This window comes from Flavobacterium fluvii, assembly GCF_900129545.1.
Classification (GTDB): Bacteria; Bacteroidota; Bacteroidia; order Flavobacteriales; family Flavobacteriaceae; genus Flavobacterium; species Flavobacterium fluvii.
In genome coordinates, this window is sequence record NZ_FQWB01000001.1 from 425641 (window position 1) to 450845 (window position 25205).

General features: G+C 37.4%; 23 protein-coding genes. 12 read left to right on the forward strand and 11 right to left on the reverse strand.

The features are described from left to right. Positions 1-245 precede the first annotated feature (245 nt). Together BUC16_RS01780 and uvrC are read right to left on the reverse strand one after the other, a co-directional pair. Positions 246-2453, reverse strand: coding sequence for a patatin-like phospholipase family protein (locus BUC16_RS01780; protein ID WP_073367479.1), 2208 nt, complete (start codon positions 2451-2453; stop codon positions 246-248). Between the two features lie 9 nt (positions 2454-2462). Continuing rightward, on the reverse strand, positions 2463-4256 hold the full coding sequence (gene uvrC / locus BUC16_RS01785; RefSeq protein WP_073367480.1) for an excinuclease ABC subunit UvrC: 1794 nt from the start codon (positions 4254-4256) through the stop codon (positions 2463-2465). Positions 4257-4354: 98 nt separating this feature from the next. Here uvrC and BUC16_RS01790 point away from each other — a divergent pair, with 98 nt between their 5' ends. The 3 genes from BUC16_RS01790 to BUC16_RS01800 are packed head-to-tail and all read left to right on the forward strand — an operon-like array spanning position 4355 to position 6377. Next, positions 4355-5593 carry a pyridoxal phosphate-dependent decarboxylase family protein gene (locus BUC16_RS01790; protein ID WP_073367482.1) on the forward strand — a complete coding sequence of 413 codons (1239 nt, stop codon included), beginning with the start codon at positions 4355-4357 and terminating at the stop codon, positions 5591-5593. Further along, positions 5586-6149 carry a 5-formyltetrahydrofolate cyclo-ligase gene (locus BUC16_RS01795; RefSeq protein WP_073367483.1) on the forward strand — a complete coding sequence of 188 codons (564 nt, stop codon included), beginning with the start codon at positions 5586-5588 and terminating at the stop codon, positions 6147-6149. Before BUC16_RS01790 ends, BUC16_RS01795 begins: the two co-directional genes overlap by 8 nt. 36 nt (positions 6150-6185) lie before the next feature. Beyond that, a complete protein-coding gene (locus BUC16_RS01800) occupies positions 6186-6377 on the forward strand; it encodes a hypothetical protein (RefSeq protein WP_073367485.1) in 192 nt (63 codons plus the stop codon). Positions 6378-6457: 80 nt separating this feature from the next. Here BUC16_RS01800 and BUC16_RS01805 read toward each other — a convergent pair whose 3' ends face one another. From BUC16_RS01805 to gdhA, 7 genes are all read right to left on the reverse strand, one after another. Then, entirely contained in the window at positions 6458-7066 is a 609-nt protein-coding gene (locus tag BUC16_RS01805) for a lipoprotein signal peptidase (protein ID WP_073367486.1), read from the reverse strand. Between the two features lie 86 nt (positions 7067-7152). Continuing rightward, positions 7153-7533 carry a TraR/DksA family transcriptional regulator gene (locus BUC16_RS01810; protein WP_073367488.1) on the reverse strand — a complete coding sequence of 127 codons (381 nt, stop codon included), beginning with the start codon at positions 7531-7533 and terminating at the stop codon, positions 7153-7155. Between the two features lie 7 nt (positions 7534-7540). After that, positions 7541-10942: an isoleucine--tRNA ligase gene (gene ileS, locus BUC16_RS01815; RefSeq protein WP_073368638.1), complete on the reverse strand. Its 3402-nt coding sequence runs from the start codon at positions 10940-10942 to the stop codon at positions 7541-7543. A 188-nt stretch (positions 10943-11130) separates the two neighbouring features. Next, on the reverse strand, positions 11131-11844 hold the full coding sequence (gene recO / locus BUC16_RS01820; protein ID WP_073367490.1) for a DNA repair protein RecO: 714 nt from the start codon (positions 11842-11844) through the stop codon (positions 11131-11133). After that, positions 11838-12872, reverse strand: a complete 1035-nt coding sequence (locus BUC16_RS01825; RefSeq protein ID WP_073367491.1) for an acyltransferase family protein — start codon at positions 12870-12872, stop codon at positions 11838-11840. The genes recO and BUC16_RS01825 overlap by 7 nt, the downstream gene beginning before the upstream one ends. 8 nt (positions 12873-12880) lie before the next feature. Then, complete coding sequence (gene porZ / locus BUC16_RS01830; protein ID WP_073368640.1) at positions 12881-15169, reverse strand: type IX secretion system anionic LPS delivery protein PorZ; 2289 nt, start codon at positions 15167-15169, stop codon at positions 12881-12883. Positions 15170-15305: 136 nt separating this feature from the next. Next, positions 15306-16649 (reverse strand): NADP-specific glutamate dehydrogenase, encoded by a 1344-nt coding sequence (gdhA, locus tag BUC16_RS01835; protein WP_073367493.1) that lies wholly within the window; start codon positions 16647-16649, stop codon positions 15306-15308. Between the two features lie 246 nt (positions 16650-16895). On the opposite strand from gdhA, the gene BUC16_RS01840 reads away from it, so the two are divergent. Next, positions 16896-17699 carry a THC0290_0291 family protein gene (locus BUC16_RS01840; protein ID WP_073367494.1) on the forward strand — a complete coding sequence of 268 codons (804 nt, stop codon included), beginning with the start codon at positions 16896-16898 and terminating at the stop codon, positions 17697-17699. Positions 17700-17784: 85 nt separating this feature from the next. Here BUC16_RS01840 and BUC16_RS01845 read toward each other — a convergent pair whose 3' ends face one another. Continuing rightward, positions 17785-18240, reverse strand: a complete 456-nt coding sequence (locus BUC16_RS01845; RefSeq protein WP_073368642.1) for a DinB family protein — start codon at positions 18238-18240, stop codon at positions 17785-17787. A gap of 80 nt (positions 18241-18320) precedes the next feature. Here BUC16_RS01845 and BUC16_RS01850 point away from each other — a divergent pair, with 80 nt between their 5' ends. The 6 genes from BUC16_RS01850 to nadD all read left to right on the forward strand — a co-directional run bounded on the left by BUC16_RS01850 (position 18321) and on the right by nadD (position 22206). After that, positions 18321-18671 carry an arsenate reductase family protein gene (locus tag BUC16_RS01850; protein ID WP_073367496.1) on the forward strand — a complete coding sequence of 117 codons (351 nt, stop codon included), beginning with the start codon at positions 18321-18323 and terminating at the stop codon, positions 18669-18671. Next, positions 18671-19567, forward strand: a complete 897-nt coding sequence (locus BUC16_RS01855; protein WP_073367498.1) for a DMT family transporter — start codon at positions 18671-18673, stop codon at positions 19565-19567. The genes BUC16_RS01850 and BUC16_RS01855 overlap by 1 nt, the downstream gene beginning before the upstream one ends. Before the next feature lie 2 nt (positions 19568-19569). Further along, positions 19570-19878: a hypothetical protein gene (locus tag BUC16_RS01860; RefSeq protein WP_073367499.1), complete on the forward strand. Its 309-nt coding sequence runs from the start codon at positions 19570-19572 to the stop codon at positions 19876-19878. A gap of 81 nt (positions 19879-19959) precedes the next feature. Beyond that, positions 19960-20820 carry a YicC/YloC family endoribonuclease gene (locus tag BUC16_RS01865; RefSeq protein WP_073367501.1) on the forward strand — a complete coding sequence of 287 codons (861 nt, stop codon included), beginning with the start codon at positions 19960-19962 and terminating at the stop codon, positions 20818-20820. Positions 20821-20941: 121 nt separating this feature from the next. After that, positions 20942-21514 carry a guanylate kinase gene (gene gmk / locus BUC16_RS01870; protein ID WP_073367503.1) on the forward strand — a complete coding sequence of 191 codons (573 nt, stop codon included), beginning with the start codon at positions 20942-20944 and terminating at the stop codon, positions 21512-21514. Positions 21515-21624: 110 nt separating this feature from the next. Further along, complete coding sequence (gene nadD / locus BUC16_RS01875) at positions 21625-22206, forward strand: nicotinate (nicotinamide) nucleotide adenylyltransferase (protein WP_073367504.1); 582 nt, start codon at positions 21625-21627, stop codon at positions 22204-22206. Here nadD and BUC16_RS01880 read toward each other — a convergent pair whose 3' ends face one another. Next, the gene (locus BUC16_RS01880) at positions 22207-23103 is read right to left on the reverse strand and encodes a LysR family transcriptional regulator (RefSeq protein WP_073368644.1); all 897 of its coding nucleotides are present in this window, start codon (positions 23101-23103) and stop codon (positions 22207-22209) included. 86 nt (positions 23104-23189) lie between these two features. Here BUC16_RS01880 and BUC16_RS01885 point away from each other — a divergent pair, with 86 nt between their 5' ends. Together BUC16_RS01885 and BUC16_RS01890 are read left to right on the forward strand one after the other, a co-directional pair. Further along, entirely contained in the window at positions 23190-23960 is a 771-nt protein-coding gene (locus tag BUC16_RS01885) for a type 1 glutamine amidotransferase domain-containing protein (RefSeq protein ID WP_073367506.1), read from the forward strand. A gap of 3 nt (positions 23961-23963) precedes the next feature. After that, positions 23964-25127 (forward strand): iron-containing alcohol dehydrogenase, encoded by a 1164-nt coding sequence (locus BUC16_RS01890; protein ID WP_073367507.1) that lies wholly within the window; start codon positions 23964-23966, stop codon positions 25125-25127. Positions 25128-25205 lie beyond the last annotated feature (78 nt).

Genomic DNA, 25205 nt, shown 5'->3' on the forward strand with positions numbered 1-25205 from the left:
AAACGTTCTTTTCAATAATTTAATGAAGATATTGTTGTGAAAAAGGCAAAAAACTACTTAAAATAAACATATTTGATTCCATTTTCGAATGATTTTGTCGCTTTTTAATGTTTTTTTCGAATGATTCGACGAAAATCACCTTTTTTAAAACACTTTTATTTCCCTGGATTAGAAAACAGCAAATGCAAAATAAATCGGTTTGATTAGACATCTATCCTAGCACTGCTTTCTTTTGGATTTACACATTAAAACCAAAATCCAATGCTGAACCAAGTATATCCTTTTGAATTTTCGGGTGACCATGAATATTTCACTTCCAAAGGACCAATTATAGTTTCCAACCCATATCCCAGGGCATATCCAGAATATTTGGGCAAGGAAATCCAATCTAAAGATTCAAAGTAATCATCTTCCACATTGGCATAATTAGCGGAAAAATTCAGGTGGTTTCTTTTGAAAATCTCGTAGTCGATTGTTGCGGAAGCCTTGAGGTAGCTGCTTCCCGCAATTGTCAAAAAATCATAGCCGTAAAATGGCCTGAAATTATTCAAAGGCGTAAAACCATAACCGCCCAAAACAAAATCAAAAAATGGAACACTTTCGGCTCCAATGGTAAAACCGCCTTCCGATTGAAATTTGAAGGTGGCTTTTTTCAAAATTTTGAAAACAAATCCCGCATCAAATTTCGCTATTGAATAAGGGTTGAATGAACCGGTATAATTAGAAGAAAACAAATAATTGTGCAAGTCGCTCGTAAAATACCAACCTTTGGTAGGGAAATATTGGTTGTCAAAAGAATCGTATTTCATGTAAGCAAAAACACTGCTGTAATTACTCTTGTCAAGCACGGGATTTGTGGCAGTAAGCGTTTCCGACTCTATGGTCAAATATTTATATTCCAATCCTACTCCTACGAGGAATTTTTGCGCAAAGACAGATTGGATATAAAACTGGTTTGTAATGTCAAGAAAATCAATATTTATTGAATTCGAATTTTGGAATGGAGCTGTAGACAGACTGCTAATTTCGCTGGTGACATTTTTATTGAATTGATTCAGCTGCGACTTGACGCCATAACTCAAATTATAACCATTGTCAATATAATAATCCAGATTGTATCGCAAATTGTCTCCAATAATAAAATCAAAGGAGGCAATGTCGTTTTTAAAAAATGTTTTCTTGTTGGTAAGATTCACTAAAACACCGCTTTTATAGAGCCCGTCGAAGTGTAATCCAAATTTCAAATAGGTTTTTATCGGATTTTCAATGAAATTCAGCACCAAGTCGTCTCCTGATCCATTCGGTTCCAATGAATAGGTCACCGCCCCAAAATTGTGGGTGGCATCAATATTATTGATTCCTTTTTCCAAATCGGAATAATTGATTTTTGCCCCCGATTTGAACTTTAATTTTCCTTCTATATAATTTCTGGAATAATCCATCAAATTGTTGCAGACAATATTTACGATATTCAAACTGTCGGATTCAATTTTTAGTTTGGGTTTGCGATAAGGATTAGAGCTGTCCGATAATTTATATAGTTTTTCATAAACAGAAAAAGCGGCTTCTTCCCCTTTTTGGATAATTTGTGTCGCTTTTTCAAAAGACACTGTTCCGTAATCTTTAATATCCGGTTTGATATAAATATTCGTATTGGAAGCGTTTAATTTCATTTTTTCAATCATTTGAAGATTGGTAATTTGAAATAAAATCTTTGTAGCATCTTTAAGCTCCTCCCTATCTCGCAAACCGTTTTGCACATCGACACCTATGATGATGTCTGCTCCCAATTTACGCACCTCTTCAATTGGATAATTATTGGCAACACCTCCATCAATTAAAAACCGGTCTTCCAGTATCACGGGAGAAAAAACCGAAGGCAAAGCGGAGCTGGCATAGAGAGCTTGCGCCAAAACACCTTTATCCAATAAAACCTGTTCCCCTTTTTCAATGTCGGTGGCAACGCATAAAAAGGGAATAGGCAACGAATTAAAATCCCTGACATGTCTTACGTGAAAAGTAAGTTTGTTGAACAAGTTGTAATTAAACATTCCTTTGGAGAGCGATTGTGGAACTCCTATTTTGAACTTGCTAAAAGGCAGTATCAAGGCATACAACTCGTCATTTCGTTTTTCATAAAAGCTTTTGGAAGAACGCGGTATATAATCAATCAACAAGTTGTCAAAATTGGTTACCCTGACAATGGAATCGATTTGGGTGGCATTGTATCCCGAAGCGTAAAGCCCCCCAATAACGGCTCCCATACTGGTTCCGCCAATGAAATCAATTTTTATTCCCGCTTCTTCAAGCACCTTCAAAACTCCAACATGCGCAAAACCTTTTGCACCGCCACCACTTAGAACGAGTCCTATTTTCGGTCTTTTGATGGAATCTTGTGAAAAAGACGCCTGATAAGTAAATAGAAAAAAAACAAATAGGGCAAACTTTCTCATTTGGATTTGCTAATTGGTTTTGTAAAAGTCGGTAATTTTTTTGGCTTTTGAAATACCTATAACGTCGGAAATTTCTTTTTCTGTTGCCAATTTCAATCTTTTTACACTTTTAAAATGTTGAATCAAAGCCAACATCGTCTTCTCTCCAATCCCCGGAATGCTTTCCATCGAAGAATTAAGCGCTGATTTGCTCCTTTTGTCCCGATGAAAAGTTATCCCGAAACGGTGTGCTTCATTCCTCAATTGCTGAATTACTTTCAATGTTTCCGATTTTTTGTCCAAATACAACGGAATGGAATCTCCTGGATAAAACAATTCTTCCAATCGTTTTGCGATACCGATAATTGCAATTTTTCCACGCAAACCCAATTCATCAATACTTTTCAAAGCCGATGACAATTGTCCTTTTCCACCGTCAATGATGATAAGCTGTGGCAATGGTTCATTTTCGTCCAATAATCGTTTGTATCTTCTATAAACCACTTCGGTCATCGAAGCAAAATCATCCGGTCCTTCGACGGTTTTTATATTGAAATGACGATAATCTTTTTTACTGGGTTTCCCGTCTTTAAAAACCACGCAAGCCGCAACAGGATTGGTTCCCTGAATGTTCGAATTATCAAAACATTCGATGTGGCGCGGCTCCACCGGCAATCGCAAATCCTTTTGCATTTGCGCCATGATTCGATTGGCATGGCGGTCTGGATCCACGATTTGCAATTGTTTCAATTGTTCGATTCGATAAAACTTGGCGTTGCGAATGGACAAATCCAAAATCTGTTTTTTATCACCCAATTGCGGTACGGTAACTTTTATTTTTTCGCCTAAATCCACTTCAAACGGAACTATTATTTCTTTGGACAATAATTGAAAACGCTCCCGAAGTTCAATAATCACCAATTCCAATAATTCTTCATCAGATTCATCCAATTTTTTCTTGATTTCCATCGTGTGCGAACGAATAATCGAACCGTGAGAAATTTGCAGAAAGTTCACATAAGCGGCGCTTTCGTCAGAAACTATCGAAAACACGTCGATATTGGTGATTTTTGGATTGACGATGGTAGAACGCGATTGGTAATTTTCGAGAACTTCGATTTTTTCTTTTATTTTCTGCGCTTCTTCAAAGCGCATATCCTTTGCCAAATCAGTCATCAACTTCTTGAAATCCTTCATTGATTCCTTGAAATTTCCTTTCAGAATTTCCCGAATGGCATCAACTTGTTTTTGGTAATGTTCCAAAGATTCATAACCTTCGCAAGGACCTTTGCAATTGCCGATATGATACTCCAAACACACCTTGAATTTCCCGCTTTCAATATTCGATTGACTCAAATCATAATTGCAAGTTCGTAGCGGATACAATTCTTTTATCAACTCCAAAATGGTGTTCACCGTCTTGAAACTCGTGTACGGTCCAAAATATTCCGAACCGTCCTTGACCATTTTTCGGGTGGGAAATATTCGTGAAAAAGGTTCTTTTTTAATGCAAATCCAAGGATAACTTTTATCATCCTTCAACAAGACATTATATCTTGGCATAAGGGTTTTTATCAGATTGTTTTCCAATAAAAGCGCATCGGTTTCGGTGGGAACGACGATGTGTTTTATGGCAACAATTTTCTTGACCAACACATTGGTTTTGGCCGTGTCGTGAATTTTATTGAAATAAGAAGAAACCCTTTTTTTGAGATTTTTGGCTTTGCCCACATACAAAATCTTCCCTTCCTTGTCATAATATTGATACACTCCAGGTCCGTCTGGCAAGGTTTGAATTTGAAGTTCTAGAGTTGGGCTGTTCATATAACAAAGTTAACCTGAAAAACATGAAGTTCCAAATTCAGAAAATTATCCCATCTATAAAGATTTATAAATTTATCTTTGTTTAAAACATTACAGCCATGATATACTGGAAGAAACTTTCGCAAGAAGAACGGAAAAACAGAATTCAAAGGGCATTGGAAGAAAATGTGAATTTTTCAAAAGATGCCTCCCTTGGTTATCCCGCCTCAAAACTGGACGGAAAAGTTTTTTATGACGATGCCCCTTTTTTGAAAGACGCGCCAACATTGCAGACTTATGTGGCCAATCCCAATCATATTGGTTGCCATACTTTGGGAACTTCCGAGAAAGCTTTCAAGGGTACACAGGAAATCGAACGCGAGGTTTTGAATGTTCTTGCCGTGGATGTTTTTAAAGCCCAACCCGATTCATTTGACGGCTATATTTCTCCTGGCGGAACCGAAGCGAACATACAAGCCCTTTGGATGTACCGTAATTTTTTCATGAATCAAAAGAATGCTAAACTAGACGAAATCGCCATTTTGGCTTCCGAAGACACCCATTATTCCATCCCGAAAGGAGCCAATCTATTGATGCTGGATTTAATCAAAATCCCTGTTTCTTTCGAAAATAGAGAAATCGACAAAGTGGCGTTGGAACAGAAAATCATCGAAGCCAAACAAAAAGGGAAAAAATATTATATCGTGGTTGCCAATATGGGAACTACCATGTTTGGTTCCGTCGACAATCCCGAAGATTACACTTCCCTATTAGAAAAACATGATGTCCAATACAAACTTCACATTGACGGGGCATATGGTGGTTTTGTATATCCGTTCAGCAACCAAAAATCCACCATAAACTTCAATAATCCGAAGATAAGTTCCATCACGATTGATGCCCACAAAATGCTGCAATCGCCTTATGGAACCGGCGTTTTTATCTGCCGAAAAGGGCTGCTCGAAAATGTTTTGACCAAGGAAGCCCAATATATCGAAGGAATGGATTTAACACTTTGCGGAAGTCGTTCCGGTGCCAATGCCGTGGCCGTTTGGATGATTTTGTTTACTTATGGCCCCCACGGATGGTTCGAAAAAGTGAGCGTTTTGCAAATGCGCACCCAGTTTTTGTGCCACGAATTAGACCAACTCAACATCAACTATTTCAGGGAACCTTTCATGAATATCGTGACCATTCATTCACGACATATTCCGGAGGAAATTGCCATGAAATATAATTTGGTTCCCGAGCAGCACAATAAAGACAATAAATGGTATAAAGTTGTTCTTATGGATCACGTGGAAGTAGAACATTTGACCGCCTTTATAAACGAATTAAAAACCGCCATTCATGCTTAAAAAAGAATTACGGGCAAAATATAAAGCCTTGCGAAACCAACTTTCCGATGAAGATCTGGAGGAAATGAGTTTGACTATTGCCAATAAAGTAATTGCACTTCCTGTTTGGGAGAAAACCTATTTCCATATTTTTCTGCCCATCGCCGAACAAAAAGAAGTCAACACGGAGTTTATCCTGCATTTACTTTCGGGAAAAGACAAGGAAATAATCATTTCAAAAAGTGATTTTGAAACCAGGGAAATGACTCATTTTCTATTGACTGACAACACCAAAATCAAGAAGAACCAATACAACATTCCTGAACCTGTTGATGGACTGGAAGTGCCAACCCATAAAATCGACGTGGTTTTTGTGCCACTTTTGGCTTTTGACAAAACCGGACATCGAGCAGGTTACGGCAAAGGATTTTATGATAAATTCTTGACGGAATGCAAACCCGAAACCATCAAAATTGGACTTTCCTTCTTTGAAGCCGAAGAAAATATTGAAGATGTTTTCGAAAATGACGTGAAGCTGGATTATTGCGTCACTCCGAATGGGGTTTATCAGTTTTAAAAAACGTATTTTAGCATTCTTAATATCCGAAAACTTATGAAAAAATTTAAGCTCTCTAGATTTGGAATGACACTTTTGGTTATTCTATTTGCATTTTCAATATCCAATTGCAGTGTTCAAGTAAGGAATTCTCCACCTCCTAAAGCGAAAAAGATACCTCCTGGACAGGCCAAAAAAATGAATGGCTCCAAAAGTGCCAAAAACTATGCACCTGGCCAAAATAAATAAAAAAGGAAAGACCTATTTCACAATTAGAAATAGGTCTTTTTATTTTGTACAATTTAGATTTTACCAACAAAAAACAGCTCCTAATGCTGATGATGAAACGCCTTCTTGTTGAAAACAATCAAAATCCCGACACCAGTAGAAATCGCCACATCGGCAATGTTGAAAATCGCGTTGAAGAATTTAAAATGTTGTCCGCCCCAAAAAGGGAACCATTCTGGCCAATTTCCTTCGAATAATGGAAAATACAACATGTCGACCACTTTACCGTGAAACCAAGTCCCATATGGTTTTTCAGTAAACAATGTAGCCAAATGACCGTAGCTGTCATCGAAAATCACGCCGTAAAAAACGGAGTCGATGATGTTGCCAAAAGCTCCTGCTAGAATCAGGGAAATTGCCACAATCAAATAGTTGGAACTGTGTTTTCTTTCTACTGAATCCCAAAGCCAATAGCCGATTCCCGTAACCGCAACCAGACGAAAAACCGTAAGGAACAATTTTCCATAAAGTCCCGGAATTACCGTTCCCCAAGCCATCCCCTCGTTTTCTATCAACAGGATTTTGAACCAACTGGTAACATCAATTTGTCCACTTTCGCCATAAACAAAATTGGTTTTAATATATATTTTAGAAAGTTGGTCGACAAGTAAGATGATAAAAACTATCAGATAAGCTTTTCGTAAAGACATTTTGTGAATTTTAATGGCGCAAAAATACTATTATTTTCTATAAAAAACGCTCCATTAGGAGCGTTAATTTCTTTATGAGTAATGGTTTATCGCTGCAAATTTTTTGCTTCGATGCTCATTGTTGCATGAGGAACAATCATTAATCTTTCTTTGCTGATTAATTTACCTGTCACTTTACAAACACCATAGGTTTTGTTTTCCACACGGAAAAGTGCGTTTTTCAAGTCACGGATGAACTTTTCCTGACGGATGGCCAACTGTGAGTTCGCTTCTTTCGACATTGTTTCGCTTCCTTCTTCAAATGCCTTGAATGTAGGCGAAGTATCGTCGGTTCCGTTATTCAAATCGTTCATATAGGCGCTTTTGATCAAATCCAAATCGGCCTGTGCTTTGTTTATTTTTTTAAGAATAAGTTCTTTGAACTCTGCTAAGTCAGCGTCTGAGTATCTTGCAATTTCATCTACCATTTTCGTGTTATTTTGTAATTGTTATTTTTGTTTTTATCTCGTCGAATTCTATTTCTGTTCCGTTACTTATATTTTCTTCAAAAATCAGTGTTTCCGTCAATGTTTCCGATTTAATATAGGCCTCGTTTGCTTTTACCGCGTTTTCCAACTCGGAATTTTTTTGCAAATGTACTTTAATTTTGTCAGTAACCTCAAAACCAGAATCTTTTCTTATGTTCTGAATCCTGTTGACCAATTCCCTGGCAATTCCTTCTTGTTTTAATTCGTCCGAAATCGTGATATCCAAAGCCACCGTTATTCCATTGGAATTGGCAACCAGCCAGCCTTCGATATCCTGTGAAGAAATCTCCACGTCTTCTAAGGATAAAGTTATACTATTTCCAGCAATAATAATATTTATGCTTCCCTGCTTGTCCAATTGGTTGATTTGGTCTTGCGAAAAACCTTGTATCTCTTTGGCAATCAATCCCATATCTTTTCCGAAGCGTGGTCCCAAAGCCTTGAAATTAGGCTTGATTTGCTTGATCAAAATTCCCGAAGCATCGTCTAAAAGCGTGATTTCTTTCACGTTAACTTCCGCTTTTATAAGGTCGGAAACGGCCTCAATTTCAGCACGCTGATTGTCGTCAAGTACCGGAATCATTACCTTTTGCAAAGGTTGACGCACCTTGATCATTTCCTTTTTTCGAAGTGATAAAACGAGTGATGAAATGGTCTGTGCCTTCTGCATTTTGCTCTCCAACGATTTATCAACAAAGTTTTCAACTGAAATAGGAAATTTCGCCAAATGTACACTGTCGAATTTTTCCGTATTTGTTGCCAAAGTCAAGTCTCTGTACAGCTTATCCATAAAGAACGGAGCTACCGGAGCGCCCAATTTACTGATGGTCAGCAAGCAAGTATATAAAGTTTGGTAAGCTGCAATTTTATCCTGTGCGTATTCGCCTTTCCAAAAACGACGACGACACAAACGAACGTACCAGTTACTTAAATTTTCCTGTACAAATTCTGAAATCGCGCGAGTCGCTTTTGTTGGTTCATAATCCGCATACGCTTCATCAACCACTTTTACCAAAGTATTCAATTCCGAAATAATCCATCGGTCTATTTCCGGCCTTTCGTTCAACGGAACTTCAGCTTCAACGTAAGCGAAATTATCAATATTGGCATACAACGCAAAGAAAGAATAAGTGTTGTACAAAGTCCCGAAGAATTTACGGCGAACCTCGGCAATTCCTTCCAAATCAAATTTCAAGTTATCCCAAGGATTCGCATTTGAAATCATGTACCAACGCGTGGCATCTGGACCGTATTCATTCAATGTTTCGAATGGATCGACTGCATTCCCCAGACGTTTAGACATTTTATGTCCGTTTTTGTCCAAAACCAATCCGTTTGAAACCACATTTTTATAAGCTGTTTTATCGAAAACCAAGGTTGCAATAGCGTGCAAAGTATAAAACCAACCACGTGTTTGATCGACACCTTCCGCAATGAAATCGGCAGGAAAATCTTTGTTTCCGTCAATTTTGTCTTTGTTTTCAAAAGGATAATGCCATTGTGCATAAGGCATTGAACCCGAATCAAACCAAACGTCAATCAAATCAGATTCGCGTTTCATTGGTTTTCCGGAAGCAGAAACCAAAGTGATTTCATCGACCACATTTTTGTGTAGGTCAATCAAATCATAATTTGCTTCGTCCATATTTCCAATTTCGAAACCTTTGAAAGGATTTTCTTTTTGGAAACCTGCTGCGATAGATTTTTCGATTTCGTTGTATAATTCTTCAACAGAACCAATCAGGATTTCTTCTGTTCCTTCTTCGTTTCTCCAAATTGGCAACGGAATTCCCCAAAAACGAGAGCGTGATAAATTCCAGTCGTTGGCGTTTTTCAACCAATTCCCGAAACGTCCTTCTCCGGTTGCTTTTGGTTTCCAGTTGATGGTTTCGTTCAATTCGAACATTCTGTCTCGAACTTCCGTTATTTTGATAAACCAGGAATCCAAAGGATAATATAAAATTGGCGTGTCAGTTCTCCAGCAATGTGGGTAACTATGCACGTATTTCTCTACTTTGAAAGCTTTATTTTCTTCTTTTAACTGAATGGCAATTTCTACATCAACAGAACGTTCCGGAGCATCGCCATCGGTATAATATTCGTTTTTAACGTATTTCCCGGAATAATTCCCTAAACCGTCAATGAATTTTCCTTGCAGATTTACTAATGGAACCGGAGTTCCGTGTTCGTCCAAAACCAACATTGGCGGAACTTCGGGAGAAGCTTCTTTAGCTACTTTAGCATCATCTGCACCAAATGTCGGAGCAGTGTGCACAATTCCTGTTCCGTCTTCAGTCGTCACAAAATCTCCTGAAATTACTCTAAAAGCATTTTCTGGATTTTGGTATGGCAAAGCCAATTTCATTAATTGTTCGTAACGAATTCCAACTAAATCAGCACCTTTGCATTCGGTCAAAATTTGGTATGGGATTTTCTTGCCACCTTCTTTGAAATTTTCAAAATCAGCAGCTTCAGTACTTGGAAAAAATCCTTTTCCGAATTGTTTTCCAACCAAATTTTTAGCCAAAATTACTTTGGTAGGTCGGAAAGTATATTGATTGAAAGTTTCAACCAACACATAATCGATTTTTGGACCAACAGTCAATGCTGTATTCGAAGGCAAAGTCCAAGGCGTTGTCGTCCAAGCCAAGATGTGAACATCTCCAAATCCCTGAAGAAATGAAGGTAAAGTTTCGTTTAATGCCTTGAATTGGGCAACTATCGTTGTATCAGTCACATCACGGTAAGACCCAGGTTGGTTTACTTCGTGAGAAGACAATCCCGTTCCCGCTTTTGGAGAATACGGCTGAATGGTATAGCCTTTGTACATCAAATCCTTATTGTAGATTTGTTTCAAAATCCACCAAACGGTTTCCATATACTTGGATTTGTAGGTCACATACGGATCTTCCATATCCACCCAATATCCCATTTTTTCGGTCAAATCATTCCACACATCGGTGTAACGCATCACGGTTTTTTTACAGGCTTCGTTGTATTCGGCTACGGAAATGGTTTTTCCAATATCTTCTTTGGTAATGCCTAATGATGCTTCGGTTCCTAATTCCACAGGCAAACCGTGCGTATCCCAGCCTGCTTTACGCTTTACCTGGAATCCTTTTTGGGTTTTATAACGGCAAAAAATATCTTTAATCGCACGTGCCATCACGTGGTGAATTCCCGGCAGTCCATTTGCAGAAGGTGGTCCTTCAAAAAACACGAAAGGTGGGTTGCCCTCACGAGTGGTTACACTCTTCTCGAATATGTTTTCTTTTTTCCAAAAATCAAGTACTTCCGATGCAACTGTTGGCAGGTTAAGTCCTTTGTATTCAGTAAATTTTATGCTCATTTTGTCCATTTCTTTAATCGCGGTGCGAAAGTAAGAAATTGTTATGAATTATGCGGTATTAGTGATGAGTTTTTGTTTGCCGCAAAGGCTCGAAGACACAAAGAAACAGGAGAATACCCTAGATTATGAGTTTTGCAATGAAATTAAAACACAATCTTTGTGACTTCGGGTCTTCGTGGCTGAATTTTTCAAGAAAAAATTTCTTTCAGAACATCCAACGATTTTGGTTTTCGGAAACCGTCGAGATGAAAAGCGTAATAATCAATCAGTATTTTCAAGACGATTTGCCTTTCGATGACGTGGAAGATTTTTTGGTCGTTGTCGAATTTTAATGGAATGAGTTTCTTGAAAAGATTGGTTTCGTGTTCCGAGAGTGAACCAATGCCGTGAAATGGGGTAAAAATGCCTTCGTTACTGTCGAAAAAAGGGAATTCCATTTCGCAAATATCTGGGTAAAACCCGAGATATTTTGTTATTTCGAGCATTAGAATCAAATGAAAATTCGCGATTTGGTCGTGATTGTCGAGCCAATGCAAAGCGGTTTCCAAGAAAGCAAAAAGGTGTTCATTTTTTTCTTCTTCGTGAATGGAATGGTGCAAGATTTCGGAAATAAACATCACAATCGTACTCTTGAAAATATCCGAATGAATGGATTGAAATGGAGTTGCAATTTTGATTTCTTTGAAGTTCTCCAAAGTTCCCTTGTTTTTATGAACGGCTTCGATTTCGAGAATAGTCAGCGGTTGGAAATAGGCAATTTTCTGGTTTGACTTTCTGGAAGAAAAAGCGTCACGAACAAAATAAGTTTTCAAACCGTGTGATTGGGTAAAACATTTCACAATCAAACTTTTCTCCTGGTATTTGAGGGAAGAAATGACGATGGCTTTGGTTTTGACTAACATACAGCCAAAGTTTGTTTAACCTCATCCTTTTTGAATCTATCCAAAAATCTTTTCTCAACAAAAAACCAAGAAAAAACAGCGAAGAAAAAAGTAATGGAAATCACCAAAAAAGCCATTAGAATTGGATCGTATTTTTCAAATAAATCATACTGCCTGAAAAGCTGAATTATTGGAAAATGATAAATATAAAGTCCATAAGTGAAATCGCCATATTTACCAAAATTATTAAGAAAGGGAAGGCTGTATGCAGTAATTATAACGATTGTACCAAAGGCTGCTGGGTAAAGAAAATCCATTTGAAAATCTAAAAAATTGGAAATAATCAACAGCAAAATAGCTGCCATCAAAAACTTGTTTTTTTCTTGTTGTACAAAATCAAAATTCAAAAACAAAAATATTCCTGTAACAAAATATGCCAAATACCCTGGTAATTGCTTTGCCAACAAGGGTTTGTTTAAATAAAAATCCATCACAAACCAGTAAAGAATTGATAAAACATACAAACTTACAAGAATTAGTAAAGGCTTCTTTGATTTTTTAATGGCGTAAAAAATTAGCGGTAAAACAATGTAAAATCCTTCTTCGACTTTTAATGTCCATAATGATCCGTTTACAGCACAGAAAAGATTATCTTCAAACAAACCCGGCAAGCAAGGGTGCATAAAATTCAAAAAAACAGAGTTCCATCCCAAATATTTATATGTGCCTATATCTGTAAAATATTCTGAAAAACTGTTGCTACTAAACAATGACAAAATTAGAACCGCTAGTAGTAAAACAACAATATAAGCCGGTAAAATTCTTTTGGCTCTTTTGATAAAATATTCTTTTAGAGAAGAAGTATTTGCAAAACTTTTAGCCACTAAAAAACCGCTAATGATAAAAAAACCTTTAACAGCAAAACTTGAAGTAGGAAAACTAGACAGAAATTCCAGATTTTTATTTTGAGAAAGTTCGCCAAGATGTGCTAATAAAATATTGGCAGCAAAAAAGAATCTTAAAAAGTCAAAGCAATTTCTATTATTCATAATTAAAACTACCTGATAATCATTACTTTTTTAACCTTGGTTTCCATACCGTCTTGTGCCGAAACAAAAATCATGTATACGCCAGAAGCCACTTTGTGTTTTCCAAAAGCGGTGGTGTCCCACTCAATTGTCCCACCTTCGGAAGTAGTTTCGTAAACCAGATTACCTTCGATATCGGTAATTTTCACGATGGCTTTATTTAACAAACCCGTGATTTTTACGGTTCCTTCGTATTCCGGTCGAACGGGATTTGGATAAACATACACATTATTCAAATCTTCGTTTGCTGCAGTCGCTGTTCCTTTGAAAGAAACCATTCCTTTGGTTGTGGCTATAAAAACCTCGCCTGTCGCACTATTAATGTCAATATCATTAACAACATTACTTGGCAATGGGGAATTATTTGTTGTAAAATGATATTTTGTTTCCTGCCCGTTTGGCGAAACTAAAAAAACGCCTGAATCAGCAGTGCCAATCCATTTATTATTGGCTCCATCGACAACAATATCAGAAATAAATTGTTCGTACATCAATTCTTGGGCAAGATTGTCATCTAAAATAATTATGGGATTGGTTGTCATTTGATCATCGGTTAGAAAACTATTTACATTAGGCAAGACCCTCAATCCCTTTGATGTTCCTATCCAAAGTTGATTCCTGTTATCCACTGCAATTGACCTAACGTCAAAAATTGGCAAATTCCCCTTATCTGGACCCAACGTTATTTTTTTGAATTTATTAATGGATTCGTTATAACCTATCAATCCTTCATAATTAGTACCCCACCATTTGGTTCCGTTTTTGTCAATTATTAGTCGCCCCATACTAGCATTGGTATATTTATCCAAAATGCCCTCCATTGAAAAACTTTGCCATTGACCATTCGCTTTTAACACTTTTAATCCATTTAGAACAAGACTGTTATTAACCCATAAATTCCCTGATTTATCAAATGCTCCTCCATTTATTCGCACATCATCATGATACCCTGAGATAAATGAAATTTCTTCTAACCCACTGTTTGTTTGGTTATATAAAACAGAAGGAATGTCGTTCTCTATTTTCAACAAACCCGAATAAGAGCATCCCATATAAACTTCATTTTCATTATTGGGATTCATTATAACCCTGACTATTGACTTGGCTCCAAGCACTTTTTCATAAGGAATGTTGAGCCAACCAGCACTACTGAATTTACTGATTCCATAACTGTCCAATGGATACGGATTGTAATCCCCAGCATAATCTCCATAAACTGCCCAAAGTGCATTTGCTCCGACTTGAAGTGCAAAAACATTGTTCCGACTTGGACCTGACGGCATTGTGTTTTCAAAAGCTGAAGCTGTTGCAATTGTAGTGGAATAGATACCATTCCCCGTTGTTCCTATGTATATTGTGTCTCCAATGCTAGTCGCACAAACGAAAACAACATTGCTTTGTGGAATTTGATTGCTGTTTATTTGTCGAACAAGAACTAATTGTTTGTTATAAACATAAGCGCTGCTTGCCGTGGTTATCACAAGATAATCACCCGTAGCCCTCATATCGCTCGATGCTTGCGGAAGTGATAAATACCCTGTAAAAGAATTGGTGACCTGATTGTATTTATGAATATATCCAGTGGTATTGATGGCAATAAGTTCCGTGCCAAAGGCCTCTATACTTGACCAACTTCCTGAGGCAATTTGTGTCCATTGGTTAAAATCGATAAGGTTTTTATTGGCAATATCTGCTTTTCTGACACCATCAATCGTGGATGCATAAATGTAACCATTAAATACTGCGGTTTGGGTGACACTTATCTCGGCTCCATTGTTTCCTATAAAATAGGTGTCACCAAACAGCATAGTGGCCAAATTGAATTGAACGATTCCAAAATCACAGGAAACATAGACAATGCCTCCATATTCCATAAAATGATTTATTTTTTTGATATTGGATGGAAGCTGCTTGTTGATGATATCCACGATATTCAACATACTCCCATCGGCTTCGTTTATCACGATCATCAAGCCGTTTTTATAGCCTACGAGTGTTTTATTAGATGTTGGACTATAATACAAAGAAGTAATGGTTTCGCCCGAAAGCCCATCAACGGTATTCGTAGTTTTAAGTTGGTTTGTGGTTGTGCTTTTAGAAAACAAGGCATTTTCGGAAGCCGCAAAAATTGTTGTTGAAGATTCTGAAATGTCCTTGATGTCATTATAGGAAAAATAGCCTTGCCATAACAAATTGTTTTGTGCAAAACCCATTTGCATAGTAATCAGAAACACAAAACAGAAAAGTCTTTTTTTCATTATTTTCACAAATATTGGTCCACAAATATAATACAAACGAAAGTAATGGAATTTTGTTTTGTCCAAAAAAAATGCCTTCCATCCCATACCGAAATCTCGGGCTGGAAGAAGGCATTTTATTTTTATTTAAAAGGGGTTATACCACCCCTTGAGCCAACATAGCGTCAGCTACTTTTACAAATCCTGCAATATTGGCTCCTTTTACATAATCGATATAGCCACTTGAATCTGTGCCATATTTAACACAAGAAGCGTGTATGTTGAGCATGATTTCCTTTAATCTTTCGTCAACTTCTTCGGATGACCAGTTTAATCTCAAGGAATTTTGCGACATTTCAAGTCCTGAAGTGGCCACTCCACCTGCATTTGAGGCTTTTCCTGGCGAGTATAGTGTTTTTGCTTTTTGAAACACGATTACCGCTTCTGGAGTGGTAGGCATGTTTGCCCCTTCGCCAACGCAGATACAGCCATTGGCAACAAGTGTTTTTGCTTCTTCCTCGTTTAATTCATTTTGGGTGGCACAGGGTAACGCCACATCGCATTTTACTCCCCAAGGGCGTTTCCCGGCAACATACTTTGCATCAGGATATTTAGTAATGTAATCACTAATTCTGCCTCTTAACTCGTTTTTAATTTCCATTATATAAGCCAATTTTTGGGCATCGATTCCGGCAGAATCATAAATATATCCGGCAGAATCAGACATGGTAACTACTTTTCCCCCCAATTGGGTTGCTTTTTCAGCCGCATATTGTGCCACGTTTCCTGAACCAGAAACAACAATTGTTTTTCCCGAAAGACTTTCACCTCTGGTAGCCAACATGCTTTGAACAAAATATACGTTGCCATATCCTGTCGCTTCAGGTCGGATTAATGATCCTCCAAAAGAAATTCCTTTTCCAGTCATCACTCCAGTGAATTCATTTCGAAGTCTTTTATATTGACCAAACATATACCCCACTTCTCTTCCACCTACACCAATATCTCCTGCGGGAACATCCGTGTTTGCTCCGATGTGTTTAGACAATTCAGTCATGAATGCTTGACAAAAACGCATTACTTCATTGTCTGATTTTCCTTTTGGATCAAAATCTGCCCCTCCTTTTCCACCACCCATTGGCAATGTCGTTAGACTGTTTTTGAAAGTTTGTTCGAAAGCCAAAAATTTTAAAATGCTTAAATTTACTGTGGGATGAAAACGAATTCCTCCTTTATAAGGACCGATGGCCGAATTCATCTGGATGCGATATCCTCTATTTACTTGAGTATCTCCTTTGTCGTCAATCCAAACTACTCTAAAAATAATGGTTCGATCCGGCTCTACCATTCTTTCCAGAAGCATCTTGTTTTGGTATTTTTTGTTTTCTTCAATAAAAGGAATTACTGTTTCAGCAACCTCCATAACCGCTTGCATAAACTCCGGTTCGTTTGGATTTTTTTTCGCAACGGATTCAATAAAAGTAGAAATGCTTTGTGACATGATTATAAGATTATTAACGTTTAAGAAAACGTTTTCGTTATTGATACAAATATACGTTATATCAGAATATTTATGGGTAATTTTCCGATTTCTTCGAGCTCCTTCATTCTTTTTATAAATGCTGAAAAGATTTTATTTAAAACTACAACTATTGTTTATAAAAACACAAAACCCTTATATTTTAATTTGATAATTTACTTAATGATTGATGTTTTTATATATTTGTAAAAAAGTAACCCATCTATAATGACTCCAAAATCTATTATAGCCCTCTGCATTCTTCTTTTTGGATTTTCAAATACGGTTAATGCACAATTTGGATTTTCACATGAGATTGGCGTTATTGCAGGTCCGGTGGCATTTCAATCGGATTATGGGGAAAGACACGATTTAGGGACAAATGCCGGCAACTCTGGATATGGAATTGGAATAATCCACTACTTGAATTTTTCTTATACAGCAGAATGTAATTGTTATACCCCCGAAACTTATTTTAATGACCACTTCAAATTAAGAAGCGAACTATCTTACAACAAAACCGATTTGGAGCATTTCGGTCAATGGGTAGAAGGCAAAAACTCTATTGGCAAACAACAGTTAAAAGCAATGTATGGAAGCACGGCCGTGACCAATATTGGAATGCAACTGGAATATTTCCCTTGGAGTATTCGCGATTTTACCGCTACAATTGGAAGTTGGGCACCTTTTGTTAGTCTTGGAGGTCAATTTAGCTTTTACAATACAAAAGCTGGATCAACAATGGGACCATTGGGAACGCCGTTGACCACTTTTCCTAAATATTTAACGCCAACAGACGACAGAGCCTATGGATTTTCTACAGAATCAAGTTCGGTTTGGTCGATAGTTTCAAGTGTGGGAACTCGTTATAAACTGGCTCCTCTATCTGATTTGATGGTCGATTTGAGATTGCAATATTATTTTTCAGACTGGGTAGATGGTTTGAAGCCAAACCCAGATTTATATAAAGAAAACAAAGCAAATGACTGGCTGGTATGGTTTAATGTGGGTTATATTTACTACTTACAATAACAGAAACATTCTTGCACAAAATAAAAAACCCCAATGCTTCAACTAGTTGAAGCATTGGGGTTTTTTTGACATAAACAGGAATTACTTAAACCAACTTTCGAATACTCATCATCACTCCAACGTGAAGTCCTTCGTGATAATTATTGAAATTCATTGCTCCCTCTGCACTTGTCAAAACAAAGCCAGTTGAAGTGGGATATTCTTGATAGTTTTTGAAAATTCCATTACCGAAATCTTCTTTGGTCTTTTCAATTGTTTTGAACAACAAAGACTTGATTTCGTCCACTTCGGCTTGGGTTGCATCCTGTTCCGGCTTGGTACCTTTTTTGTATTTTTCGACCATTTCGTCCGAAACCATTATAGGCAATCCTGAAAGTTTATACACCAACAATTGTTGTGTAACAATAATATGAGCGATGTTCCAAATCAAATTATTGCTAAATCCTTCTGGAATTTTGTTGAGTTGTTCCAAAGTGTGGTTTTCTAGAATTTTGGAAACCATGGTTCTACTTGTAGTGTTTACGTTGAGTGTCTGATTCATTATTTTTAAATTTTTGATAAAATTAATCATTTTCCGTAGTAAATGGATTTTCTTTGCACAAAGAAATTGTACTTACCATTATGAACAAAATATATTATCTCGCTTCCTGCGATACTTGTCGAAAAATCATCAAATCCTTGCCAAAAGACCATAATTTGGTATTTCACGATATCAAACAAGATCCTATTACGGTTGAAGAATTGGAAGAAATGCACCGCCTTTCCGGAAGTTACGAAGCGCTTTTCAGCAAAAAAGCACAACTTTACAAATCGATGGATTTGAAAAACAAATCCTTGACCGAAGCTGATTTCAAAAAATACATTCTGGAGCATTACACCTTTTTGAGTCGTCCTGTTTTTATTATTGACGGCAAAATCTACATTGGCAACAGCCAACAAAACATACTCCAGGTAATGAAAGCTTTAGCCTAATGTCCAAAAGAACGCTTGCCCTCATTACCGCCACAATTGTTTCCATAATATACGGAATGACTTTCACGCTTGCCAAAGACGTAATGCCAAATTATGTCGAGGCTTATGGTTTCATTATAATGCGTGTGGGAGGGGCTTCCATTTTGTTTTGGTTGGTTTGGCTTTTCAGCAGAAAATCCAAGGAAGTTCGGGAAGAGAAAATCGACCCAAAAGATTACCTGCGAATAGTTTGGGCCGCCTTTTTTGGCGTGGCTTTAAACATGCTTTCTTTCTTCAAAGGATTAAGTCTTACCTCTCCTATTTCGGCATCGGTTCTCATGGTTTCAACACCAATAATTGTACTGATTCTTTCGGCTATCATTCTCAAAGAACGAATGCAAAAACGAATGGTTTTTGGAATTATTCTGGGATTGATTGGTACCGCTTTTCTTATTCTTTACGGAAAATCTGTTGGGAATGCGACAAATGCCACTTTAGGAAATTTTCTGGTTTTTGTCAATGCTTCTTCTTATGGAGTCTATTTAGTAATCGTCAAGAAACTAATGCAAAAATACAATCCTTTCAATTTTGCCAAATGGATTTATCTGATTGGTTTCATAATGGTTTTGCCTTTTGGCTGGAGCCAATTTGAGGCAGTTGATTGGGTCTCGATGCCAATGGATATTTATTGGAAAATAGGGTTTGTAGTCGTTTTTTCGACTTTCCTGACCTACTTGCTGAATTTGCTTTCGATGAAAGAATTGAAACCAACCACTATTGCCGTTTTTGTCTATCTACAGCCATTTTTCGCCACCGTTTTTGCCATCAGCCTCGGAAAAGACGAGCTGACTTTGGTAAAAATCATTTCGGCTGTTTTGATATTTACAGGCGTGTATTTAGTTACACAAAAAAAGTAACAATGAAAATTAAAATAGCCTTAACATTAATTTCAATTGTTTTTCTTTTATCTTTTCAACAAAAAGAAAATAATTCTATTAAAGGAATTTGGACAGATAAAACAACTGAAAATGCAACCTTTGAAATAAGAGATAAAACAATATATTATATTGATGCTTTTGCAACCTACAAGTACACTTTTAAAAACAATATTATAAAAATTTATTACTCTGATTATACGTTTACAGGAAAAGTCAGCTTTAAAAATGACATAATGTTTATAAAATCTTCAGATGGTATTATCATAAAATATTATAGATTTAAAGGATAATTTTTTTTGAATTCCTGTGAAATACTGAACACTGACCACTGAAAACTTTTTTCTTATCTTTGAACTCTTTTAGAAAATAATATGATACAATCAATGACTGGATTTGGTAAAGCAAGCTTGCAATTACCAACCAAAAAAATAACGGTAGAAGTAAAATCCCTGAACAGTAAAGGTTTGGATTTAAGCGTGCGAATGCCTTCGTCTTACCGCGAAATGGAATTGGGTTTGCGCAACCAAATCGCCTTGAAACTGGAAAGAGGGAAAGTGGATTTTTCGATTTTTATTGAAAGTACTGCCGAACAAACTTCCACGAAAGTGAACGTGCCCATCGTGAAAGCCTACATCGGTCAGTTACGCGAAGTATATCCTGATGCCGATGAAACGGAATTAATGAAAATGGCCATCAGAATGCCGGACACTTTAAAAACTGAAAGAGAAGAAATCGACGAAAATGATTGGTCTGAAATTCAAAAAGTAATTGCAGAAGCCTTGGATTATATTGGAGATTTCCGAAAAGATGAAGGTGCTTCATTGGAAAAAGAATTCCAATTACGAATTGGCAATATTCGCCAATACATGAACGATGCTTTGGCACTGGATCCAGAACGTGTTCAAGCCATAAAAGACCGTTTGCAAACTGCGATTTCAGAATTAAAAGTGAATGTGGATGAAAACCGTTTTGAACAGGAATTGATTTATTATCTTGAAAAACTGGACATTACCGAAGAAAAAGTACGTTTGACCAATCACTTGGATTATTTCTTGGAAACCATCAACGGAACGGAAGCCAACGGAAGAAAACTAGGTTTCATCACCCAAGAAATGGGACGTGAAATCAATACTATGGGTTCCAAATCCAATCACGCACAAATGCAAAAATTAGTCGTGATGATGAAGGATGAATTGGAAAAAATCAAGGAACAGGTTTTGAATGTGTTATAAAATTCAGCCCAAAATTACACGAATTATCACAAATTAATTAGTGGAAATTCGTGAAATTCGTGGCTAAAATAAAAATAAAAAGAGGATGATATTGCTTCTCGTTCCTCGCAATGACTTTAAAATGAAAAAAGGAAAATTAATAGTGTTTTCGGCACCATCGGGCTCAGGGAAAACCACCATCGTTAGGCATTTATTAGGCAAAGAAGACTTGAATTTGGAGTTCTCCATTTCGGCGGCAACCCGAGAAGCTCGTGGCGAAGAAGTAAACGGAAAAGACTATTACTTTATGTCGCTTTCTGAATTTAAATCCCACATCAAGAACGAAGATTTCGTGGAATGGGAAGAAGTGTACAGAGATAATTTCTACGGAACTTTAAAAAGCGAAGTGGAACGCATTTGGGCTCAAGGGAAAAACGTGATTTTTGACATCGACGTTGCCGGCGGTTTGCGAATCAAACATAAATTCCCGGAAGAAACCTTGGCCGTTTTCGTAAAACCACCAAGCGTGGACGAACTGAAAAGAAGGTTGAAAGAACGCTCCACGGAAAGCGATGAAAAAATCAATATGCGTATTGCCAAAGCCCACGTAGAATTGGCCACGGCACCACAATTTGACGTTGTCATCAAAAACTATGATTTGCCTATTGCACTAGAAGAAGCACATCAATTGGTAAAGGATTTTGTGAATAAATAAATTTATTACACAAAGAGACACGAAGAAAAACACAGAGAGACGCAAAAAATTTTAAAAGTACTTTGTGAATCTTCTTGTAAACTTTGTGAATCTTTGCGAAACAAAATAGTATGAAAATCGGTCTCTATTTCGGAACATTCAATCCCATTCATATTGGGCATTTGATTATTGCCAACCACTTTGCCGAATATTCCGGTCTGGATCAAATTTGGATGGTCGTGACGCCACACAATCCGTTGAAAAACAAACAGACTTTACTGGACGATTACCAACGACTCCAATTGGTTTTTTTGGCCACCGAAGATTACCCAAAAATCAAGCCTTCGGATATTGAGTTCAAGTTGTCGCAGCCCAATTATACCGTGAATACTTTGGCACATTTGCAGGACAAACATCCACAACACGAATTTTCGTTGATTATGGGCGAAGACAATTTAAAGTCTTTGCACAAATGGAAAAATCACGAAGTCATTTTGCAAAACCACGAAGTTTATGTGTATCCTCGCATTTCATCTGAACTCGAAAATTCGGTTTATAAAAACAATCCCAAGATTCATGTCATAGATGCCCCGATTGTGGAAATCTCTTCGACATTCATTCGAGAAAACATCAAAAACAAGAAGAATGTCCAGCCGCTTTTGCCTTCTAAAGTTTGGGAATACATTGACCACAATAATTTATACAGGAAATAATTATTCCAAAACCTTTTTCAACTCGGTTTCGATATTTTCGAAAATTGGGCTTATGTTTTCATTTTTTCCCGACAACAAAAAAACTTCGGTACCCGGCATTTGATTGGAATTCCACAACAGTTGTATTTTCTTTTCGGCCAACAATTCCTTGGCATTGATGTTCCAAACTACCGCTACTCCAGTGTTTTTTGCAAGTAATTCCAGCATTTCATATTCGGATGGAATAATATAATTGGGAACCATCGACGGTCTTTTTTTATTGAAAACGTGCAACCAAAACAACTTGATGTGCGGAATTCCCGAATCGTGACTGAACCATTTTTGATTGTTTAACCAATTTTCGATTGTCGAAAAATCCTTGATTTTGATGTTTGCTTTTAATTCCGAAGCATCAATACCGTTCGAACCCACGATGATTTGCTTGATTTCACCCAATTTTTTCTGGATGGTGTCAAAAGTGTCGTATTGTTTGGTCACAACCGCAAAATCGAGTTTTTTGGAATCCACCAATTCAAAAAGTTGGTCATTCGTATGGAAAGAAAAATCGATAAATTCATACTTCGAAAGCAATGCGCTTCCCAAAGAACTCATCAAGTGTTTAGAAATCCCCACCGAAATCAATCTATTGGCATTGAAGGCTTTGGCACGAAAACCATTTTCCACATTTTCCAGTCGATCTAAGGCTTCAATGATTAAATTATTGAGTAACTTGGCGTATTCCGTTGGCTCCACACCTTTGGACTTTCTGTTGAAAAGTTTGTAGCCAACATGGGCTTCCAACATACCTATTTGCTGACTTACGGCCGGCTGACTGATAAACAATTCTTTGGCAGCCAAAGAAAAGTTCCCGTTTTTGTAAACCGATTTAAAGGTTCTGTACCATTCGAGATTGACCATGTTATAAATATATTTATCACAAACATAATTTAAATTATTTTTACTGATAACACATTCGCCGTAAATTTGCATAAACAAAATCAATTATGAAAAAAACAGCCTTATTTGCCATTATAGCATTAACCGTGGGTTGCATAACAGCAACCGCACAAAAACAAAATAAAAAAGTCATGAAAAAAGTATTATTTGTTGTCACCAGCCACGATAAATTGGGCAACACGGGAGAAAAAACAGGATTTTGGACAGAAGAATTAGCGGCACCTTATTATGCTTTGGCAGACAAAGGAGTGCAAATTGACATCGTAACACCTCTTGGCGGACAACCTCCAATTGACCCAAAAAGTGCCGATCCATCATCAGCCACGGAAGATACCAAAAGATTTGATGCGGATATCGTTTTATTGGAAAAACTAAAAAACACCAAAAAATTATCCGAGGTAAATCAAGCCGATTACGATGCTGTTTTTTATCCAGGAGGACACGGCCCGCTTTGGGATTTGGCCGAAGATTCCAATTCAGCAAAACTGATTGAAGCATTTTACACCCACAACAAACCAGTTGCTTTCGTTTGTCACGCACCCGGTGTTCTCAAAAACGTGAAAATCAATGGCGAATATTTGGTTAAAGGAAAAAAAGTTACCGGCTTTGCCAATACCGAAGAAGAAGCGGTTGGCTTGACCAAAATTGTTCCTTTTTTGCTGGAAGATGTTTTGCAACAAAACGGCGGCATTTACAGTAAAACCGAAAATTGGCATCCTTATGCCGTTGAAGATGGCTTGTTGATTACGGGACAAAATCCAGCTTCATCTAAACTGGTTGCCGAGAAATTATTACTACAATTAAACGCTAAAAAATAAACGATGCTTAACTTCGAATTATACAATCCCACGAATTTGGTTTTTGGCAAAGGCCAAATAGAAAAATTGTCTGTTTTGGTTCCCTCTGGTTCAAAAATTCTGCTGGCTTACGGAGGCGGAAGCATCTTCAAGAACGGCATTTACGAACAGGTAAAAACCGCATTGTCGGGTTTTGAAATCGTTGAATTTGGCGGTATTGAACCCAATCCCCATTTTGAAACCTTGATGAAAGCCGTTGCCGTAATCAAAGAACAAAAAATCGATTTTATCCTTGCCGTTGGTGGTGGAAGCGTCATCGATGGCGTGAAATTTATTTCGGCAGCCGTTCATTATGACGGAAATCCAATAGAGATTCTTCAAAAACGCATTTTATTCAAAGATGTTTCGAAAGTTGTTCCTTTTGGAACCGTTTTGACCTTGCCTGCCACCGGTTCCGAAATGAATTCGGGTGCCGTGGTGACCATTGCGGCAACACAAGAAAAATTGACTCTTGGCGGAAGCGCCCTGTTTCCAAAGTTTTCTATTTGCGACCCAAGCGTCATTGCATCCTTGCCCAAAAGACAATTGCAAAACGGAGTTGTCGATGCCTACACCCACGTTTTGGAACAATATTTAACCTATCCACATGACGGTTATCTTCAAGACCGAATTGCAGAAAGCATCCTGCAAACCTTGATTCAAGTGGGACCAAACGTGGTCGAAAATCCAACGGATTATGCTTTGGCTTCCAATTTTATGTGGAGTTGCACGATGGCTCTAAACGGATTGATCCAAAAAGGAGTTCCTTCGGATTGGGCGACGCACATGATCGGCCACGAATTGACCGCTTTGTACGGAATTGACCATGCCCGAACCTTGGCCATCATTGGACCCAATTTATATAGAGTAATGTTCGAAACCAAAAAAGGAAAATTGGCGCAATACGGAAAACGCATTTTTAACTTGACCGGAAGCGAGGATGAAATTGCCCAAGAAGCCATCATCAAAACAGTTGAATTCTTTCACGTTATGGGCATGCAAACCAAATTGTCCGATTGTGCAAAAGACTATGCAAAAACAGCCGATTTTATTGTCAACCGCTTTGAAGAAAGAGGTTGGACAGCCATGGGGGAAAAACAAAATATTACTTTGGAAAAAGTAAAATCAATTGTGGAAATGAGTTATTAGCAAATAAAAAAGGCGTTCCTAAACTCCTTTAAGACCGCCTTTTCCAAAAATACTAAAACAAAACTAACTAATTCAATC